Source organism: Azospirillum sp. UENF 112521 (genome assembly GCF_058780665.1).
Genome location: NZ_JBSNCI010000005.1, coordinates 747,139 through 769,312, shown reverse-complemented (window position 1 = coordinate 769,312; position 22,174 = coordinate 747,139). Strand labels below are relative to the sequence as shown.

At 68.4% G+C, this 22,174-nt stretch carries 4 protein-coding genes; 2 read left to right on the top strand and 2 right to left on the bottom strand.

Going from position 1 to position 22,174, the window contains the following annotated elements:
- Nucleotides 1–96: 96 nt before the first annotated feature.
- Nucleotides 97–1,380 carry an MFS transporter gene (locus ACWPN8_RS28200; protein WP_174473124.1) on the top strand — a complete coding sequence of 428 codons (1,284 nt, stop codon included), beginning with the start codon at nucleotides 97–99 and terminating at the stop codon, nucleotides 1,378–1,380.
- Between the two features lie 404 nt (nucleotides 1,381–1,784).
- Here ACWPN8_RS28200 and ACWPN8_RS28195 read toward each other — a convergent pair whose 3' ends face one another.
- Nucleotides 1,785–2,483 (bottom strand): HAD family hydrolase, encoded by a 699-nt coding sequence (locus ACWPN8_RS28195; protein WP_109451808.1) that lies wholly within the window; start codon nucleotides 2,481–2,483, stop codon nucleotides 1,785–1,787.
- A gap of 239 nt (nucleotides 2,484–2,722) precedes the next feature.
- On the opposite strand from ACWPN8_RS28195, the gene ACWPN8_RS28190 reads away from it, so the two are divergent.
- Nucleotides 2,723–3,217: a MarR family transcriptional regulator gene (locus ACWPN8_RS28190; protein WP_109451806.1), complete on the top strand. Its 495-nt coding sequence runs from the start codon at nucleotides 2,723–2,725 to the stop codon at nucleotides 3,215–3,217.
- Between the two features lie 52 nt (nucleotides 3,218–3,269).
- Here ACWPN8_RS28190 and ACWPN8_RS28185 read toward each other — a convergent pair whose 3' ends face one another.
- The gene (locus ACWPN8_RS28185; RefSeq protein WP_492243147.1) at nucleotides 3,270–21,932 is read right to left on the bottom strand and encodes a beta strand repeat-containing protein; all 18,663 of its coding nucleotides are present in this window, start codon (nucleotides 21,930–21,932) and stop codon (nucleotides 3,270–3,272) included.
- Between the last annotated feature and the right edge of the window lie 242 nt (nucleotides 21,933–22,174).

Sequence of the window (22,174 nt, the reverse complement as noted above, 5' to 3'; positions counted from 1 at the left end):
GAACACCCGCCGGCCAGGCATCCCGCCCGAGGATCGCCGCCATAAGGGCCTGTACGTGCGCACCGGCGCCTGCCGTGGCAGGCATGTGAGGAAAAGATGAACAAGATCCGTGGTTTGCGGTGGCAAATCCTTGCCCTGATGATGCTGGGCACCGTGGTCAACTACATCGACCGCAACACCCTGGGCATCCTGGCGCCGACGCTCAAGGAACAGCTCCACTTCACGACCGAGCAGTATTCCTTCATCGTCAGCGCCTTCCAGCTCTGTTACAGCCTGATGCAGCCGGTCGCCGGCTACATCACCGACCTGATCGGGCTGAAGCTGGGCTACGCGATGTTCGCCGGCGTCTGGGGCATCGCCGCCGCCATGCATGCGCTGGCCGGCAGCTGGCAGTCGATGGCCTTCTTCCGCGGCCTGCTGGGCGTCAGCGAAGCGGCGGCCATGCCGTCGGGCGTCAAGACCTCCACCCTGTGGTTCCCCGCCAAGGAGCGCTCCATCGCCACCGGCTGGTTCAACACCGGCAGCTCCATCGGCGCGATGATCGCCCCGCCCTTCGTCATCTGGCTGTCGCTGACCTATGGCTGGCAGGAAGCCTTCCTCGTCACCGGTCTGCTGGGCGTCGGCATGTCGGCCCTGTGGTACATGCTGTACCGCAACCCGGAGAACCATCCGCGCCTGACCAAGGAAGAGCATGCCTACATCCTGGACGGCCAGGAGCAGGTCGAGCTGCCGAAGCCGTCGATGAAGCGCGTGCTGGGCAAGGGCAAGTTCTGGAGCATCGCCGCCGCCCGTTTCCTGACCGAGCCGGCCTGGCAGACCTTCAGCTTCTGGATCCCGCTGTACATGGTCTCCACCCGCGGCATGGACATCAAGCAGTTCGCCCTGTTCGCCTGGCTGCCGTTCCTGGCCGGTGACATCGGCTGCATCCTCAGCGGTTACCTGTCGCCCTTCTTCGTGAAGCGCTTCCGGATGTCGCTGGTCAACTCCCGCATCGCCGGCGTCGGCGTGGGTGCGGTCTGCATGGTCGGCCCGGCGCTGATCAGCTTCGCCGCCAGCCCGATCACCGCGATCTTCTTGTTCTCCCTCGGTGCCTTCGCCCATCAGATGCTGTCGAGCCTGCTCTACGCCCTGGTCACCGACACCTTTGAAAAGCAGGACGTCGCCACGGCGACCGGTTTCGGCGGCATGGCCGGCTACATGGGCGGCATGATCTTCTCGCTGATGATCGGCCAGCTCGCCACCACCATCGGGTACGAGCCGCTGTTCGCCTGCCTGACCGTGTTCGACCTGACCGCCTTCGCCATCATCGCCCTGGTGCTGGGCCAGCGCGGTCCGAAATCCGCCGCCGCCGTCCCGAACGCCACGGCCGGCGCCGACTGACGGCCCGCCCCTCCCTGAAAAGCCGCTTAACTGTGATAGAGACGCCCTCAGGCTCACCGCCGGGGGGCGTTCTGCGTTTGGGCGCCGTCATATCTGCGGTCAGGCACCACGGGACAAAAAATCCGGCCGAAGGAAGGAAAGCCGCTTGCCAGACGGATGAGATATTAATATATTAGTCCCGTACCGCTGGATGCGCCGTGGGTTGACCCGGCACAACTTGTTGGACGTTCCTCTCGGACTTAAAAGCCGCCGGTGTTTCCGGCGGCTTTTTTTGGCTGGTCTGGAGACGGCCTTCAGTTGAACAGGAAGGACTGGCTATCGATGGCAGTCATGGAGACCGGAGACGGCACCTCGCACCGCTCCGACCGAAACGGCGGATCGGATGGTTTCCGGCACTCCCGCTTTTACTGCGCCAGCCCGCGGCGCCCGCCGACTTCGTCCAGGTGATCCAGCATGTCGGCCGGGTCCTCATAGACGCGCAGCGCGCCGGAGCGTTCCAACTCCTCCCGGCCATAGCCGCCGGACAGCAGGCCGATTCCCAGCGCCCGCGCCCGCTTGGCGGCGATCATGTCCCAGATGCTGTCGCCGACGACGAAGGCGCTGGCGATGTCCACGCCGATGCGCGCGGCGGCGGCCAGGAACAGGTCGGGGTCGGGCTTGGCATATTCGACCTCGTCGCGGGTGATGACCGCGGCCCTCGAGGGATCGACGCCCAGCTTCTCCAGCGCCGGCCGCGCCGTCTCCATCCGGCCGCTGGTGGCGATGGCCCAAGGGATGTTCAACTCCGTCAGCGTGTCGAGCAACTCGCGGGCGCCCGGCAGCGGAACCACGCCGGGGGCCAGCCGCCTGTAGGCCTGCGCATGGCGCTGGCGCAGGCGGTCGAGAAGAGCCTGGTCGGCGCCGAGACCGGTCTCGCGCAGCAGCATGTTGGTGAACAGCCCGCCGCTCATGCCGATCTTGCGGTGGATGCGCCAGACCGACAGGGCGATGCCCTCCTCGTCCAATGCCTCCTTCCAGGCCAGCACATGCTGGTAGACCGTGTCGGTCAGCGTGCCGTCGAGGTCGAACAGAAAGGCGTTGGTCAGACGGGGGGTGCCGGTCATGTCCAGTATCCGCGGTTTGTGATGGTTGGACCACAAATGGGGCGGGCCGGCTGCTTTCGCCAAGGCTTTGGTACGGAAGCGATGGATTTCCCTCAACGATAATCCACGCGAATCCTGATGGCACTTTCACCACGCAGACGCGAAGACTGCCGCTTCCGCTGGCGCGTTGACTTCGCTACAGTCCACCGCCAAGCTTGCCGCCGGTTGGTTCGGTGCAGTGTCGGGAGGGAGAGAAGCGCGTGTCGGAAAGGCCGGAGGATGGCGACAACCCGTCGACCGACGACGATCTGGTCACCTTGCTGGACCAGGTCAGCCGGCTTGTCTATGGCATCAGCTTCACCGATGGGCTTTTCCCGGCCCAATGGGTGGCGTTGCGTTACTTCCATGACGCGCCGGAGCCGGCGCGCACCCTGACCGCGCTGGCACGGTTCCAGAAAATCCACCTGGCACCGGTATCGCGCACCGTTTCCACCCTGGTGGACAAGGGGCTGCTGACCCGCCGGCAGCATCCGGGATTCAAGCGCGGCTGGCTGTTCGACCTGACCGACGACGGCAGGCTCCTTCTGGACCGCGACCCCCTGCGCCAGTCGCTCAGCCCGCCCATCGCCGCCATGGCGGCGAACGAACGGGCGATGCTGGGCCGGCTGATGAAGCGGATCATAACCCACATGCAGACCGACAGCGGCGACGGTGAAGCCGGAGGGGAGAAGGCGGACGGCACGCCGGACGCCTGACCCCGCCTGCCGCTCCCCCCTCTGCCTCTGCCCCACCGCGTCACCCACCCCGTCAGAACGTCAGCCGTTCGATGTTCTGCAGCACCAGCTGGTGATGGTTCTGGTCCTCCAGCGTGACGGTCGTCTCCTGGGTGAAGGTCAGGCCGTGACCTGACGGATCGACCGTGTAGGCATGCCCGTCCAGCTGCTGCATCCAGTTGGTGCCGGCATTGGCAACGAAGGCGCCGACCTCCACCACGTCGGTCCAGCCCGCCCCGCCATTGATGGTCAGGTCGCCACCGCGCGGGGCGAAGATGAACAGATCGTCCCCGGCCCCGCCGGACATGCTGGTGGTGCTGCTGCCGGCATGCAGGATGTCCGCACCGGCGCTGCCGGTCATCGCCGCACTGTTCGAGACCAGCACCTGCACCGCCATCGGGTCGCTGGACAGCCCTTGATCGTCGCTGACCATCACCTCCAGCGTCCGGGCGCCGCTGCCGTTGGGCGTCAGGGCCAGATGGTGGAGGATGTCGGTGTAGGTCGCGGTGGAGGCGGTGCCGGACAGCGACAGCTGGTGGTTGGCATCGTCCCAGCTGACCTCGATCCCGGTGCCGGCCACCGTCTTGCGTCCGGTCGACGGATCGGTCGCGATGGTCAGGCTGTCGAGATTCAGCGTGTCGCCGGTCTGCGAGCCGGCGGCGATGCGGATCGACATGCCGGACATGACGCTGCTGTCCACATCGGTGATCGTCGCGTCGGACACCACGGCCGGGTGGTCGGTCGCATCGGCAGCGATCACGGTGGTGGTGTGGGCGGCGGCCAGCGTCGGCTTGTCGTTCACCGGATCGACGGTCACCGCCAGGGTCTGGGTGACCGCCGCGGTGCTGGCCCCGTCCTGGGAGGTCGCGGTGACCGACAGGGTGACGGTGCCGTTGGCGTCGGCCGGCGGGGTATAGGTAAGGCCGGTCAGGTCCGAGGTGCTGAGGGTCCAGCTGCCGTCGCTGTTGTGGGTGCCGTGGTTCAGGCTGGCGCCCGCCGGCATGCCGGTGATCCGCACCGTCACCGTTTCCGACCCGTCGGTGTCGGTGGAGGCGGCGGTGATGGTCAGCGGAATCGCGGTGTCCTCCGGCCCATGGACGGCCGGGGTGGTCAGCGTCGGGGTGTCGGCGACCGGCGTCACCGTCACCGCGAGCGAGCGCGACAGGCTGGCCGGCGTTGCGGTGCCGTCGGTCGAGGTCGCGGTGACCGACAGGGTGAAGCTGGTGCCGCTGTCATGGGGCGGCGTGATCGACAGGCCGGCCAGCTGGGCCGGCGTCAGGGTGATCGAGCCGTTGCTGATGGTCAGCGTGTCGCCCGCGCTGTTCGACAGGTGGGCACCGGTCGGGATGTTGGCGATGGTGACGCTCAGCGTCTCCGACGGGTCGGTCAGGGCCGGGGTGATCGACAGGGCGACCGTGCCATCCTCCGCCACCGTCGCCGGATTGACCGCCAGGGTGGGCGTGTCGGACACCGGCAGGACCGTGACCGCCAGCTGCGCAACGGTGGAGGCCGGAGCGGCGCTGCCGTCGGTCGAGGTCGCGGTGACGGTCAGGGTGAAGTCGGCGTCGTCGTTCGACGGCGGCTTGATCTTCAGCCCGGTCAACTGGGCCGGGGTCAGGGTGATCGACCCGTTGCTGATCGTCAGCGTGTTGCCGGCACTGTTGGTCAGCTTGGACCCGGCCGGGATGCCGCTGATGGTGATGCTCAGCACTTCCGACGTGTCGGTCAGGGCCGAGGTGATGGACAGCGGGATCGCCGTGTCCTCGTTGCCGCTCGCCGCCGACACGGTCAGGGTCGGGGCATCGGACACCGGGTTGACCGTCACCGCGAGCGTCGAGGACACCGAGACCGCAGCGGCGCTGCCGTCCTTGGCGGTGGCGGTCACCGTCAGGTTGAAATCGGCATCGCTGTTCGACGGCGGCGTGATCGCCAGCCCGGCCAGTTGGGCCGGTGTCAGGGTGATCGACCCGTTGCTGACCGTCAGGATGTTGCCTGCGCTGTTGCTCAGGGTGGCGCCGGTCGGGATGCCGCTGATGGTGATCGTCAGCGTCTCCGACCCGTCGGTGTCGGTCAGCGCCGGGGTGATGGCCAACGCAATCGCCGTGTCTTCGTTGCCGGTCGCTGGCGACACGCTCAGGGTCGGCGTGTCGGAGACCGGGTTCACCGTGACCGGCAACGACGCGCTGGTGCTGGCCGGGGCGGCGCTGCCGTCGGTGGCGGTGGCGGTGACGGTCAGGGTGAAGTCAGCGTCGCTGTTCGAGGGCGGCGTGATCTTCAGCCCGGCAAGCTGGGCCGGCGTCAGGGTGATCGAGCCGTTGCTGATGGTCAGGACATTGCCGGCCGTGTTGCTCAAGCTGGCGCCGGCCGGGATGCCGCTGATGGTGACCGTCAGCGTTTCCGACCCGTCGGTGTCGGTCAGCGCCGGATTGATCGTCAGCGCAATCGCCGTGTCTTCGTTGCCCGTCGCGGCGGACACGCTGAGCGTCGGGGTGTCGGACACCGGGTTGACCGTCACCGCAAGGGTCGAGGACACCGACACCGCAGCGGCGCTGCCGTCCTTGGCGGTGGCGGTCACCGTCAGGTTGAAATCGGCATCGCTGTTCGATGGCGGCTTGATCGCCAGCCCGGCGAGCTTGTCCGGGGTCAGCGTGATCGAGCCGTTGCTGACCGTCAGGGTGTTGCCGGCGCTGTTGCTCAGGGTGGCGCCGGTGGGAATGCCGCTGATGGTGATCGTCAGCGTCTCCGAACCGTCCAGATCGGTCAGGGCCGGGGTGATGGTCAGCGCGATGGGTGTATCTTCATTGCCGGTCGCGGGCGCGACGCTCAGGGTCGGCGTGTCGGTGACCGGGTTGACCGTGACCGGCAGCGGCGCGCTGGTGCTGGCCGGTGCCGCCGTACCGTCAGTGGAGATAGCCGTGACGGTCAGGGTGAAGTCGGCATCGCTGTTCGACGGCGGCGTGATCTTCAGCCCGGCAAGCTGGGCCGGCGTCAGGGTGATCGACCCGTTGCTGATCGTCAGGACATTGCCGGCGCTGTTGCTCAGGCTGGCGCCGGCCGGGATGCCGCTGATGGTGATCGTCAGCGTCTCCGAGCCGTCGGTGTCGGTCAGCGCCGGGGTGATGGTCAGCGCGATGGCCGTGTCCTCGTTGCCGGTCGCGGCGGACACGCTGAGCGTCGGGGTATCGGACACCGCGGCCAGGGTGATCGGCACAGTGACGGTCCTGGTCGCCGTGCTGCCGTTGGACTCGATGCTGACGGCGGTGACGGTCAGGGCGATCGCCGCATCGCTGTTGGCGGGCGGGGTCAGGGTCAGGCCGGTCAGCTGGGCCGGCGTCAGGGTCCAGCTGCCGTCGGCGTTCTTCGTCCCGGCCGACAGCAGCGCGCCCGTCGGCACGCCGGCAATCGTCAGCAGCCCCAGCCGCTCCGACCCGTCGGTGTCGTACAGCGCCACCGAGAGGTTCAGCGGCACGGCCGTGTCCTCGGTGCCGGACAGCGGTGCCCAGGTGATGATCGGCTGGTCGGCGACCGGATCGACGCTGACCCGGAACAGCTGGCTGGTGGTGGCGGTGGCGCCGGTGGAAGCCTCCGTCGTCGTCGCGGTCAGGGTCAGGTTGAAGTCGGTGCCGGCATTGGCCGGCGGCATCAGCTTCAGCCCGGACAGCTGGGCGGCGGTCAGCGCGACCGAGCCGGCGGTCGGCGTCAGAATGGTGCCGTTGGCATCAATCAGCACCGCACCTGCCGGCAGGCCGGACAGCACCAGGGCCATCGTCTCCGACCCGTCGGTATCGACCAGCGCCGCCGTCAGGTTCAGCGCGATGGCGGTGTCCTCGCTGCCCGAGGCGTTGGCGACGATGACGGTCGGCGCGTCGGCGACCGCAGTGACGGTCACATGGATGGTGGCGGTGGTGCTCGCCGTGTCCTTGTTGGAGCTTTCCAGGCTGGTGGCGGTCAGCGTCAGGTCCATGCCGCCCGAATAGTTGCGCGGCGGCGTGACGGTCAGGCCGGCCAGCTCCGACGGCTTCAGGGTCCAGGACCCGTCGCCGTTGTTGGAGCCATGGTTCAGCACGGCACCGGCCGGCAGGCCCGACAGGATGACCGCCATCGTCTCCGACCCGTCGGTGTCGACAAGGCTGGCCGACAGGTTCAGGGCGATGGCGGTGTCCTCCGCCCCCGTCGTGTCATGCACCGTGACGTTCGGCGCGTCGGCGACCGCGGTGTAGGTGACCGAGAAGCTCCTGCTCGACCAGGCGGGGGCCGCCGTGCCGTCCTGGGCGGCAGCGTCCACCGTCAGCGTCACCGTGCCGGCATAGTTGGCGGGCGGCGTCAGCTTCAGGGCCGCGCGGTCGCTGGCCGACAGGCCGGTCAGGTCGTAGACGCCGTTGCCGAGCGACGTGCCGCCCGACAGGGTGAAGCCGGCCGGCACCGTCACCCGCAGGGCGGTGATCACCTCGGAGGTGCCGACCAGATCGGTGACCGCGGCATCGATGGACAGGTTGGCGGCATGATCCTCCAGCGCCGTGGCGGCGCTGACGGAAATGGCGGGGGCGTCGCTGACCGGCGCCACCTCGACGGTCAGCGTTTTGGTCGTGGTCGCCCGGTCGGCGTTGCTGGTTTCGCGCGAGACCGCCGTCACCGTCAGTTGGAAGGTGCCGCTGGCATCGTGCGGCGGGGTGAATTTCAGCCCGGCCAGCTGGCCCGGCGTCAGCACCCAGCGCCCGGTGGTGGAGTCGAGATAGCCGGCAGACAGCGAGGCACCGGCCGGCACCCCGTCGATGACGATGCTGGCCAGCGTTTCCGACCCGTCGGTGTCGGCCAGCGCTGCGGTGATGTCCAGCGCGATGGCGGTATCCTCGTTGCCGGACGCCGTCTGCACGGTCAGCAGCGGGCTGTCGGCCACGGCGGTGACGGTCACGGCCTGGGTCAGCGTGGTGTGGGCGTTGCTGCTGCCCGACACCACGTCGATGGAAAGCGTGAAATCGGCATCGCTGTTCGACGGCGGCGTCAGCCTCAACCCGTCCAGCTGCGCCTTGGTCAGCGTGATCGAGCCGCCGGTGACGGTCAGCGTGTCGCCGGCCGTGTTGCTCAGGCTGGCGCCGGTCGGGATGCCCGACAGGGTGACCGTGGAGACGTCCTGCCAGTTCGCCAGCCCGTCCTTCAGGCCGAGTGCCACCGACGTATCCTCGGCGGTGGTCACGGCATGCGGCCGGTCGCTGCCGACGCTGGGGTCCAGCACCGGGGGCGGCGGCGGAGGGGGCGGAGGGGGCGGCGGAGGAGGAGGCGGGCTGGTGCCGCCGCCAGTGTTGCCGCCGTTGCCCGGATCGGTCGAGCCGCCGCCGGAGGAGGCGGTGGTGGTCCAGCTCAGCACGAAGCTGTCGGACACGCTGGTGTTGCGGTCGCCCTCGCTCTCGATGCTGTAAGGGTTGACCGTCAGCGTGACGCTGGCGGTGTCGACGCTGCCGGACACACTGTGGGTGATGCCGGTGGCGTTCGCATCCTTGACGGTCAGCTTCAGGCCGCCCTCGGCCAGCGCCGCGGTGTAGTCCTCCGCGGTCAGCGTCCAGGTGCCGTTGCCGTTGTCGATGCCGCGCGACAGCACCGTGCCCTTCGGCACGCCGCCGATGGTGACCGCCAGCTTTTCCGACCCGTCGGTGTCGGCCAGGAAGGCGTTCAGGTTCAGCACCAGCCCGTCCGGCACGCCGGTCGTCGACTGGTCGTCGACATGGTAGGGCACCGCCGAACCGTCGGCAGCATGCGACACCGGCGCGTCGGCCACCGCGGTGATGGTGACGGTCGGGGTGTAGGTCTTGGTCAACGTGTCGGTGCCGTCCATCGCCGTCACCTTGACGGTGATGGTGAAGTCGTCGGCGTTGTTGGCCGGCACGATCAGGCGCAGGTTGCCGAGCTTCGCCGGATCGACCGTCCAGCTGCCGTCGGCATTCGCGGTCAGCGCGCCGGCGTCCGAGCTGGTCAGCGTCACCCCGGCCGGCAGGCCGGAGATGACGATGGAGGAGATGTGCTCCGACCCGTCGCTGTCGCCGGTCAGGGCGGAGATGGTCAGCGGGATGCCGCCGACGGCATCCTCCAGCCCGCTGGCGCCGATCGAGACGACCGGCTCGTCCGCCTTGGGGTCGACGGTGACCGTCAGGTCGCGGGTGTCCTTCAGCATCCCGCCGGAGGTCACGCCGTTCACGGTGATGATCGGCGCGCCGTTGCTGTCGGTGGTGATGACGTCCACCTTCAGCGTGATGGTGCCGGAGAAGTCCTTCTTCGTCGTCAGCGTCAGTTCGTTGCGGTACTCCGCATCGACCGACCAGCGGCCGTTGCCGAGATAGACCAGGCCGCTGTCGTGCCCGGCCGCCAGCGACAGCCAGGAGCCCGACGGCAGGTTGCTGACGACCAGCGACAGGCGCTCCGACCCGTCATTGTCGGTCATCACCAGATCGCCGAGCTTCAGGTTGATCGCCGTGTCCTCGTCGCCGCGCGCGGTCAGCGTGCCGTTCGGCGTCACCACGTCGGCAACGCCCTGCACCTCGACATGGACGGACACCGCAGCCGCGTCGGCGAAGGCGCCGTTGGAGCCTTCCGTCGCCCGCGCGGTGAAGGTCAGGTTGAAGCCGGTGTTGGAGTTGGCCGGCGGGGTGATGGTCAGGCCGGACAGGTCGGCCTGGGTCAGCACCCATTTGCCCAGCGTCGCGTCGTAATGGCCGTGGTTCAGCGTGGCGCCCGCCGGCACGCCGCCGACGAGGATGCTGAGGCTTTCCGACCCGTCGCGGTCGGTCAATGCTGCGACCACCGAAAGCGGGATGGCGGTGTCCTCGCGCCCCACCGCATCGGAGGCCGACAGGACCGGCGTGTCGGCGACGGCGGTGACGGTCACCGTCAGCGACTGCTGTGCCGAGGTTGCGGTGGTCGCCCCTTCCACCGAGGTGGCGGTGATCTTCAGCGTCAGCGTGCCGGAATAGTTCGGCGGCGGCGTGAAGGTCAGGCCGGTCAGCTGCGCCGGGGTCAGCGTCCAGCTGCCGTCGGCGTTGTGGATGCCGGCGGACAGCGTCGCCCCTTCCGGCAGGTTGGTGATGGTGATGTGGTCCAGCGTCTCGCCCGTCACGTCGGACAGGTGGGCGTCGATGGACAGCGGAATGGCGGTATCCTCATTGCCCGTCGCCGCCACGGGGATGACGATGGGGGCGTCGGCCACGCCGGTGACGGTCACCGTCAAGGTCGCCGGCGCGGAATCGGCGGTCGAACCGTTCTCGCGCTCCACCGAGGTGGCGACGACGCGGAGGGTGATGGTGCCGGAGAAGTCGTGCGGCGGGGTCAGGCGCAGGCTCGCCAGATCGGCCGCGTTGACCTTCCAGCTGGTGCTGCCGTCGCCCTGGGTGCTCAGGACCGTGCCGAGATTAAGGCTCGCCCCGGCCGGCACGCCGGAAACGGTGACATAGCCGATGCTCTCCGACCCGTCGGTGTCGGTCAGCGCCGGGGTGATCTTCAGCGCGACCGAGGTGTCCTCGTCCGTCGCCGCGGCGGCGGCGGTCACGGTCGGCGCATCGGCCACCGCATCGACGGTGATGGTGCCGGTCGCCGACTTGCTGCCGCGCACCGTGCCGGCGCTGGTGCTGTCGATGGTCCCGACCGTCAGGGTGTAGGTGAGGTCGGCATCGGAGTTGCGGGTGGTGACGATCTTCAGGCCGGACACCGTCCAGGTTCCGGCCGATCCACCGGCCACCAGGGCGCTGGTCGGGATCGTCCAGCTGTAGGTCCCGCTGCCGCTGCGCGTCAGCTCCGTGCCGTTCAGGTACAGCTTGGCGCCGGCGACATCCAGCTGCGAGGCCGACATGGTCAGCGTGACCGTCTCCACCGCCTCCGGGCTGGCGGCATCGACGTCGCTCAGCGTGATGGTGGGGGCAATGGCGATGCCGCCGGCCGCATCCTCGTTGCCGCGCGTGTTCAGCGTGGTCAGCGTGATGGAGTCGGCGACCGGCGCCACCTTGATGGTCTGCGTGGCGGTGGAGGTGCCGCCATAGGCGTCGGTGACGGTGAAGGAGAAGGTTTCCGTGCCGCTGAAATCGGCGTCCGGCGTGTAGGTGAAGGTGCCGTCGGCGTTCACCACCAGCGTGCCGTGCGCCAGCCGCACCGGCTGGCCGTCGGCGCCCGGCCCCTTGAAGGTCAGGCTGTCGTCGGTGCGGCCGTTGAGGGTGTCCTGGTCGGTGGCGACGAGGCGGCTGCTGACCGCATTGTCCTCGGTGGTGGAGGTGGTGGCGGCGGCGGCGGTGGCCGTCGGGGTGTAGTTCAGCACCTCGCGCACATTGACCGGCTGGCCGTCGACGTAGATTTCGAGCTTCTCGAAATCCGCGACCTTGATGCCCAGCGCCGTCAGGGTGACGGCGTTGGCGACATCGGTGTCCTTGGTCGCGGCGTTGGGATCGGCCGCCGCCGCCTCGATCAGGTCGCGCAGGGTGCGCAGGTCGGCCAGGATCGCCGGGTTGGACATCTGGGCGGACGTCAGCATCACCCGGAAGGTGTCGATGCCGGCATCGCCATCCTGCAGTTCCGGAGCCGACGCGGTTCCGCCGTCGGTTCCGACGGTGAAGATCGACAGGTCGTCGCCCGCCCCGCCATGGATGGTGTCGGTCCCGGCCCCGCCGGTGATGGTGTCGTTGCCGCCGCCGCCGAGCAGGATGTTGGCGCCGCCGTCGCCGGTGATGACGTCGTCGAAGGCCGAGCCGGTGACGTTCTCCAGATTGCGCAGAACGTCGGTGCCTTCCCCGGTGCCGACCCCGGTCGCGAGGTTGGCGTTCACCGCGGTCGCCGAGCCGGCATAGGTGACGGTGTCGTTGCCGGCGCCGCCGTCGATGGTGTCGTTGCCGGGGCCGCCGGCCAGCAGGTCGTTGTCGGCGCCGCCGTCCAGGCTGTCGTCGCCCAGCCCGCCGATCAGGGTGTCGTTGCCGGCCCCGCCGAAGATGGTGTCGTTGCCGTCGCCGCCGTCCAGGCTGTCGTTGCCCTTCGGCGTGTTGGCGAAGCTGACGGTCAGCGTCCGCGGGTCGCTGTCGGCGGTGCTGCCGTTCTCCTGCTCCCTGGAGGTCGAGACGACGGTGAGGGTGATGGGATGGCTGGTGTCGCCTTCCTGCGCGGTCATCTTCAGCCCGGACAGCTGGGCCTGGGTCAGGGTCCAGGTGCCGTCGGCGTTGAGGGTGCCGGCGCTGAGCGTCGCCCCGGCCGGGACGCCGGAGATCGTCACCTTGGAGATGTATTCCGACCCGTCGTGATCGGTCACGGCGGGGGTGATCGACAGGGCGACGGTGAAGGTGCCGCTGCCGTCGCCATAGATCACGTCGTCGCCGGCGCCGCCCAGGATGGTGTCGTTGCCCGCACCGCCCGACAGCGTGTCGTTGCCGGCGGTGCCGGTCAGCGTGTCGTTCTGTCCGACCGCCAGATCGTAGGTGATCGGCGTGACGGAAACGGTCGGCTTGTCGGCCACGGCGATGACGGTGACGGCCAGGGTCGTCTGCACCGAGACCGGGGACAGGCCGCGGTCCGTCGCCGTGGCGGTGACGGTCAGGGTGAAATCGACGTCGCTGTCGGCCTTGGGCGTGATCTTCAGGTTGGCCAGCTGCGCCTGGGTCAGGGTCCAGCTGGTGGTGCCGTTGCTTTCCGTGACGAAAGTGCCGGCGCTGAGCGTCGCCCCGGCCGGAACGCCGGTGATCTTGATGCTCAAGCTCTCCGATCCGTCGAGATCGGTCAGGGCCGACCTGATGTCCAGCGCGATGGCGGTGTCTTCGTTGCCGCTCGCCGCGGTGACGGTCAGCGTCGGGGTGTCGGTCACCGGGTTAACGGTGACCACCAGCGGTAGGGTCGTGGTCGCCTCGGCCGCGCCGCGGTCCTTGGAGACGGCGGTCACCGACAGGGTGAAGTCGTCGTCGCTGTTCAGCGGCGGCGTGATCTTCAGACCGGCCAGCTGGTCGGGATTGAGCGTGATCGAGCCGTTGGTGACCGTCAGCGTGCCGTTCAGCGTGTTGACCAGCGTCGCACCGGCCGGAATGCCGGTGATGCGGATCGTCAGCACCTCCGACCCGTCGGTGTCGGTCAGCGCCGGGCTGATCGTCAGCGGAATGGCGGTGTCTTCGTTGCCGGTGACGGCGGTGACGCTCAGCGTCGGCGTGTCGGACACCGGGTTGACGGTGACCGGCAGGGGCTGGGTCACGCTGACCGCGTCGGCGACGCCGTCCTTGGCAGTCGCGGTGACGGTGAGGGTGAAGTCGTCGTCGCTGTTCGACGGCGGCGTGATCTTCAGCCCGGCGAGCTGATTGGGGGTCAGCGTGATCGACCCGTTGGTGACGGTGAGCGTGCCGTTCAGCGTGTTGGCGAGGATCGCACCGGCCGGAATGCCGCTGATCGTGATCGTCAGCGTTTCCGACCCGTCGGTGTCGGTCAGCGCCGGAGTGATCGCCAGCGCAATCGCTGTGTCCTCGCTGCCCGTCGCCGCCGTGACGCTCAGAGTCGGCGTGTCGGTGATCGGATCGACCGTGACATGCAGCGTCTGGCTCGTCGTCGCGACCGGTGCTGTGCCATCCTTGGCAATCGCGGTGACCGTCAGGTCGAAATCCACGTCGCTGTTGTGCGGCGGCGTGATCTTTAGGCCGGTCAGCTGGTCCTTCGTCAGGGTCCAGGTGGTCGTACCGTTGCTTTCGGTGACCGAGCTGCCGGCACTCAGCGTCGCTCCCGCCGGAACGCCGGAAATCCGGATGGTCAGCGTCTCCGACCCGTCTGTGTCGGTCAGGGCCGGGTTGATCGTCAGCGGGATCGCGGTGTCTTCGTCGCCACGGGCGGCGGACACGGACAGGGTCGGGGTGTCCGACACCGGATTGACGGTGACCACCAGCGGCGCGCTGACGCTGACCGGAGTGGCGACGCCATCCTTGGCCGTCGCGGTGACGGTCAGGGTGAAGTCATCGTCGCTGTTCACCGGAGGCGTGATCTTGAGCCCGGCAAGCTGATCGGGGTTCAGCGTGATCGAGCCATTGCTGACCGTCAGCGTCCCGTTCAGCGTGTTGGCGAGCGTCGCTCCGGCCGGGATGCCGCTGATGGTGATCGTCAGCGTCTCCGACCCGTCGGTGTCGGTCAGCGCCGGAGTGATTGCCAGCGCAATCGCCGTGTCTTCGTTGCCGCTCGCCGCGGAGACGCTCAGTGTCGGCGTGTCGGTGACCGGGTCGACGGTGACGTGCAGGGTCTGGCTCGTCGTCGCGACCGGCGCGCTGCCATCCTTGGCGATTGCGGTGACGGTCAGGTCAAAATCAACGTCGCTGTTCGACGGCGGCGTGATCTTCAGACCCGCAAGCTGCTGGGGCGTCAGCGTCCAAGTGGTGGTGCCGTTGCTTTCCGTGACCGAGCTGCCGGCGCTCAGCGTCGCTCCCGCCGGAACGTCGGCGATGGTGACCGTCAGGGTCTCCGACCCGTCGGTGTCGGTCAGGGCCGGGCTGATCGTCAGCGGAATCGCGGTGTCTTCATCGCCACGGGCGGCGGACACGGACAGGGTCGGGGTGTCGGTCACCGGGTTGACGGTCACCGCCAGGGTCTGCGTCACCGAAACCGGAGTGGCGACGCCATCCTTGGCCGTCGCGGTGACGGTCAGGTCGAAATCCACGTCGCTGTTCGACGGCGGCGTGATCTTGAGCCCGGCAAGCTGATCGGGGTTCAGCGTGATCGAGCCGTTGCTGACCGTCAGCGTGCCGTTCAGCGTGTTGGCGAGGATCGCGCCGGCCGGAATGCCGCTGATGGTGATCGTCAGTGTCTCCGACCCGTCGGTATCGGTCAGCGCCGGGCTGATCGACAGCGCAATCGCCGTGTCTTCGTTGCCGCTCGCAGCAGTGACACTCAGCGTCGGCGTGTCCGTCACCGGGTCGACGGTGACATGCAGGGTCTGCGTCGCCGTCGCGATCGGCGCTGTGCCGTCCTTGGCGGTCGCGGTGACCGTCAGGTCGAAATCCGCGTCGCTGTTCAGCGGAGGCGTGATCTTGAGCCCGGCAAGCTGATTTGGGTTCAGCGTGATCGTGCCGTTGGTGACGGTCAGCGTCCCGTTCAGCGTGTTGGCGAGCGTTGCACCGGCCGGAATGCCGCTGATGGTCACCGTCAGCGTCTCCGACCCGTCGGTGTCGGTCAGGGCCGGGTTGATCGTCAGCGCAATGGCGGTGTCTTCGTTGCCGCTCGCAGCAGTGACGCTCAGCGTCGGGGTGTCGGTCACCGGATTGACGGTAACCACCAGCGGTGCGCTGACGCTGACCGGAGTGGCGACGCCATCCTTGGCGGTCGCGGTCACGGTCAGGGTGAAGTCATCGTCGCTGTTCACCGGCGGCGTGATCTTGAGGCCGGCCAGCTGGTCGGGCGTCAGCGTGATCGAGCCGTTGCTGACCGTCAGCGTGCCGTTCAGCGTGTTGGCGAGCGTTGCTCCCGCCGGGATGCCGCTGATGGTGATCGTCAGTGTCTCCGACCCGTCGGTATCGGTCAGCGCCGGAGTGATCGCCAGCGGGATTGCGGTGTCTTCATTGCCGCTCGCCGCAGTGACGCTCAGCGTCGGCGTGTCGGTGACCGGGTCGACGGTGACGTGCAGGGTCTGCGTCGCCGTCGCGACCGGCGCGCTACCATCCTTGGCGATTGCGGTGACGGTCAGGTCGAAATCCACGTCGCTGTTCGACGGCGGCGTGATCTTCAACCCGGCAAGCTGCTGGGGCGTCAGCGTCCAGGTGGTGGTGCCGTTGCTTTCGGTGACCGAGGTGCCGGCGCTCAGCGTCGCTCCCGCCGGAACGCCGGCGATGGTGACCGTCAGGGTCTCCGACCCGTCGGTGTCGGTCAGGGCCGGGCTGATCGACAGCGGAATTGCGGTGTCCTCATCGCCGCGGGCGGCGGACACGGACAGGGTCGGGGTGTCGGTCACCGGGTTGACGGTCACCGCCAGGGTCTGCGTCACCGAAACCGGCGTGGCGACGCCATCCTTGGCCGTCGCGGTGACGGTCAGGTCGAAATCCACGTCGCTGTTCGACGGCGGCGTGATCTTGAGCCCGGCCAGTTGGTCGGGCGTCAGCGTGATCGAGCCGTTGCTGACCGTCAGCGTGCCGTTCAGCGTGTTGGCGAGCGTTGCTCCGGCCGGGATGCCGCTGATGGTGATCGTCAGCGTTTCCGACCCGTCGGTGTCGGTCAGCGCCGGAGTGATCGCCAGCGGGATTGCGGTGTCTTCATTGCCGCTCGCCGCGGTGACGCTCAGCGTCGGCGTGTCGGTGACCGGATCGACGGTGACGTGCAGGGTCTGCGTCGCCGTCGCCACCGGCGCGCTACCATCCTTGGCGATCGCGGTGACGGTCAGGTCGAAATCCACGTCGCTGTTCGACGGAGGCGTGATCTTCAACCCGGCAAGCTGCTGGGGCGTCAGCGTCCAGGTGGTGGTGCCGTTGCTTTCGGTGACCGAGGTGCCGGCGCTCAACGTCGCTCCGGCCGGAACGCCGGAAATCCGGATGGTCAGCGTCTCCGAGCCGTCGGTGTCGGTCAGGGCCGGGCTGATCGACAGCGGAATCGCGGTGTCCTCATCGCCGCGGGCGGCCGATACGGACAGGATCGGGGTGTCGGACACCGGGTTGACGGTCACCAGCAGCGGCGCACTGGTGCTGGCCGGCGCGGCGCTCCCGTCCTTCGAAGTCGCGGTGACGGTGAGGGTGAAGTCATCGTCGCTGTTCAGCGGCGGCGTGATCTTCAGCCCGGCAAGCTGGTCGGGGTTCAGGGTGATCGAGCCGTTGCTGACCGTCAGCGTGCCGTTCAGCGTGTTGACGAGCGTCGCACCGGCCGGAATCCCAGAGATGGTGACGGTCAGCACCTCCGACCCGTCGGTGTCGGTCAAAGCCGGCGTGATCGACAGCGCAATCGCGGTGTCCTCGTTGCCCGTCGCCGCCGTGACGCTCAGCGAGGGAGTATCCGACACCGGGCTGACGGTCACCGGCAAGGTCTGGCTGACCGAAACCGGCGCGGCGACGCCGTCCTTGGCAGTCGCGGTGACGGTGAGCGTGAAATCCGCATCGCTGTTCAGCGGCGGCGTGATCTTCAGCCCAGCCAGCTGACCGGGCGTAAGCGTGATCGAGCCGTTGCTGATGGTCAGCGTGTTGCCGGCCGTATTGCTGAGGCTGGCGCCCGCCGGGATGCCGCTGATGGTGATCGTCAGCGTTTCCGACCCGTCAAGATCGGTCAGCGCCGGGCTAATTGCCAGCGCAATCGCCGTGTCTTCGTTGCCGCTCGCCGCGGAGACGCTCAGCGTCGGCGTGTCGGTGACCGGATCGACCGTGACATGCAGGGTCTGGCTCGCCGTCGCCACCGGCGCGCTACCATCCTTGGCGATTGCGGTGACCGTCAGGTCGAAATCCACGTCGCTGTTCGACGGCGGCGTGATCTTCAGACCGGCAAGCTGCTGGGGCGTCAGGGTCCAGGTGGTGGTGCCGTTGCTTTCCGTGACCGAGGTGCCGGCGCTCAGCGTCGCTCCCGCCGGAACGCCGGAAATCCGGATGCTCAGCGTCTCCGACCCGTCGGTGTCGGTCAGCGCCGGGCTGATCGTCAGCGGAATCGCGGTGTCCTCATCGCCGCGGGCGGCCGATACGGACAGGGTCGGGGTGTCGGACACCGGGTTGACGGTCACCAGCAGCGGTGCGCTGACGCTGACCGGAGTGGCGACACCGTCCTTCGCCGTGGTCGTGACGGTCAGGGTGAAGTCATCGTCGCTGTTCGACGGCGGCGTGATCTTCAGCCCGGCCAGCTGGTCCGGCGTCAGCGTGATCGAGCCGTTGCTGATGGTCAGCGTGTTGCCGGCCGTATTGCTGAGGCTGGCGCCCGCCGGAATGCCGCTGATGGTCACCGTCAGCGTCTCCGACCCGTCGGTATCGGTCAGGGTCGGGTTGATCGTCAGCGCAATGGCGGTGTCTTCGTTGCCGGTCGCAGCAGTGACGCTCAGCGTCGGCGTGTCGGTCACCGGATTGACGGTAACCACCAGCGGTGCGCTGACGCTGACCGGAGTGGCGACGCCATCCTTGGCCGTCGCGGTGACGGTCAGGGTGAAGTCGTCGTCGCTGTTCACCGGCGGCGTGATCTTGAGGCCGGCCAGTTGGTCGGGCGTCAGCGTGATCGAGCCGTTGCTGACCGTCAGCGTCCCGTTCAGCGTGTTGGCGAGCGTCGCACCGGCCGGGATGCCGCTGATGGTGATCGTCAGCGTCTCCGACCCGTCAAGATCGGTCAGCGCCGGAGTGATCGCCAGCGCAATCGCCGTGTCTTCGTTGCCGCTCGCCGCGGAGACGCTCAGCGTCGGCGTGTCGGTGATCGGATCGACCGTGACGTGCAGGGTCTGGCTCGTCGTCGCCACCGGCGCGCTGCCATCCTTGGCAATCGCGGTGACGGTCAGGTCGAAATCCACGTCGCTGTTCGACGGAGGCGTGATCTTCAGGCCGGCAAGCTGCTGGGGCGTCAGCGTCCAGGTGGTGGTGCCGTTGCTTTCCGTGACCGAGGTGCCGGCACTAAGCGTCGCTCCGGCCGGAACGCCGGAAATCCGGATGGTCAGCGTCTCCGACCCGTCGGTATCGGTCAGGGCCGGGTTGATCGTCAGCGGAATCGCCGTGTCTTCGTCGCCGCGGGCGGCGGACACGGACAGGGTCGGGGTGTCGGTCACCGGGTTGACGGTCACCGCCAGGGTCTGCGTCACCGAAACCGGAGTGGCGACGCCATCCTTGGCCGTTGCCGTGACGGTCAGGGTGAAGTCGTCGTCGCTGTTCGACGGCGGCGTGATCTTCAGCCCGGCCAGCTGGTCCGGCGTCAGCGTGATCGACCCGTTGCTGATGGTCAGCGTGTTGCCAGCCGTGTTGCTGAGGCTGGCGCCCGCCGGGATGCCGCTGATGGTGATCGTCAGCGTTTCCGACCCGTCAAGATCGGTCAGGGCCGGAGTGATCGACAGCGGGATTGCGGTGTCTTCATTGCCGCTCGCCGCGGTGACGCTCAGCGTCGGCGTGTCGGTGATCGGATCGACGGTGACGTGCAGGGTCTGGCTCGTCGTCGCGACCGGTGCTGTGCCGTCCTTGGCGATTGCAGTGACCGTCAGGTCGAAATCCACGTCGCTGTTGGCCGGCGGCGTGATCTTCAGACCGGCAAGCTGCTGGGGCGTCAGCGTCCAGGTGGTGGTGCCGTTGCTTTCGGTGACCGAGGTGCCGGCGCTCAGCGTCGCTCCCGCCGGAACGCCGGAAATCCGGATGCTCAGCGTCTCCGACCCGTCGGTGTCGGTCAGGGCCGGGCTGATCGTCAGCGGAATCGCGGTGTCTTCATCGCCGCGGGCGGCCGATACGGACAGGGTCGGGGTGTCGGTCACCGGGTTGACGGTCACCGCCAGGGTCTGCGTCACCGAAACCGGAGTGGCGACGCCATCCTTGGCCGTTGCCGTGACGGTCAGGGTGAAGTCGTCGTCGCTGTTCGACGGCGGCGTGATCTTCAAACCGGCCAGTTGGTCCGGCATCAGCGTGATCGAGCCGTTGCTGATGGTCAGCGTGTTGCCGGCCGTGTTGCTGAGGCTGGCGCCGGCCGGGATGCCGCTGATGGTGATGGTCAGCACCTCCGACCCGTCCAGATCGGTCAGCGCCGGGGTGATCGACAGCGGGATCGCCGTGTCTTCGCTGCCGGTGGCGGCGGACACCGACAGGGTCGGCGTGTCGGTCACCGGATTGACGGTGACCACCAGCGGCGCGCTGACGCTGACGGGATCGGCGCCGCCGTCGCGGGCGGTGGCGGTGACCGTCAGGGTGAAATCCACGTCGCTGTTGGCCGGCGGCGTGATCGTCAGGCCGGCCAGCTGGTTCGGCGACAGCGTGATCGAACCGTTGCCGATCGTCAGCGTGTCTCCCGCACTGTTCTTCAGGCTCGCGCCGACGGGAATGCCGCTGATCGTGATGCTCAGCGATTCCGAGCCGTCGGTGTCCGTCAGGGCCGGCGAAATCACCAGCGGAATGGCCGTATCCTCGCTGCCGGTCGCCGCGCTGACCGACAGGGTCGGCGTGTCGGTCACCGGATTGACGGTGACGGCCAGCGGCGCACTGACGCTCACCGGCGCGGCGGTGCCGTCCTGCGCGGTCGTGGTGACCGTCAGGGTGAAGTCGGCGTCGCTGTTGGCCGGCGGCGTGATGCGGAGACCCGCCAGCTGGCCGGGCGTCAGCGTGACGGAGCCGTTGCTGATCGACAGCGTATCGCCGGCCGCGTTGGCGAGGCTGGCGCCGGAGGGAATGCCGCTGATGGTGATGCTCAGCGTTTCCGACCCGTCGGTATCGGTCAGGGCCGGGGTGATGGTCAGCGGAATCGCGGAGTCTTCGTTGCCGGTCGCCGCAGCGACGCTCAGCGTCGGCGTGTCGGTGACCGGGTTCACCGTGACCACCAGAGGCAGGCTGGTGCTGGCGGGCGCGGCGCTGCCGTCGCGGCTGGTCGCCGTGACGGTGAGCGTGAAATCGGCGTCGCTGTTCAGCGGCGGGGTGATCGCCAGCCCCGCCAGTTGGCCCGGCGTCAGGGTGATCGAGCCGCCGGAAACGGTCAGAACCTCGCCGGCCGCATTGGTCAGGACCGCACCGGTCGGAATGCCGGCGATGGTGACCGTCAGCGTCTCGGAGCCGTCGGTGTCGGTCAGCGCCGGGCTGATCGTCAGCGGAATCGCCGTATCCTCGGCACCGGTGACGGCCGAGACGCTGAGCGTCGGCGTGTCGGACACCGGATTGACCGTGACCGGCAGCGTGGCGGTGACGCTGTTGGGCGCGGCGGTGCCGTCGGTGCTGGTGGCCGTCACCGTCAGGCTGAAGCTGTCGCCGCTGTTGGCCGGCGGGGTCAGCGTCAGGCCGGGGATCTGCGACGCCGTCAGCACGATGCTGCCGTTGACCACCGTCAGCACCGCACCGGAGGCGTCGCGCAGAACCGCGCCGTCCGGAATGCCGGCCAGGGTGACGGTCAGCACCTCCGTCCCGCCGGTGTCGGTCAGGGCGGCGGCGATGTTGAGCGCGATGGCGCTGTCCTCGTCACCGGACACCCCGTTCACCGTCAGGCTGGGCGTGTCGGACACCGGGGCCGGGGCCGGAGTCGAGGCTGTGGCGACGGCGGGGGCGACCACCGCGGCGGCCTGCAGGAACGTCACGCCCTCGGCGGCGGGAACCACCCCATTGTCGATCACCTGATCGGGCGACTCCGGCACGGGGATGTCCGACGCCGCAGCCTCGAGCGGGTCGTAGGCCGAGGTGGTGCGCGCGGTCGACAGCAGCTCCGCCCGCTCCGCCGCCTTGCCGTCGGCACCGCGGCCCTCCCCGTCCGTCGGGCCGGAGCCCTCGGGACCGGTCGGGCCGGAACCGCGGGTGCCTTCGGTGCGCAGCACGTCGCCGTTCAGCAGCAGCGCGTTCACCGCCTGGTCGGCGGCGACCGCCACCGATTCGCCGACGACGGCACCGGTCTGCACCGCGCCGCCCACCATCAGATCCTCGGCGCCGCGATAATCGGTCTGGACATAGCCCAGCGTATCGTCGGGCCGCTGAAGCTGTACCGAGCTCGCTTCATGGATGACGCCGCCCAGGCGAGTACCGTCGACCTGCTGGAGAAGGGTCAGATCGTCCAGGATCTGACGATCGTCGACCGCCGGGACCTTACCCTGAACCGCTTCCTCAGCCATCGGACCGCTCCATAAAGTCGGGCGCGAAATCGCACCGCACCACTCGTCACGACCCTAGGTTCTAGCGCTCCTACTTGCTTGTGATAAGAAACATCCTGTGATGAGTTTCAACATGTTGGACGCTGAACCGCCCACCACCTCTACCCCAGGGGGCCCACCCAGTGGCAACGAAATCCCTTGGGACTGTTGGGTTTTTACCGCTTTCGCGCAAACTCCGAAGGGCCGCGCGCAACGCGCTTTGT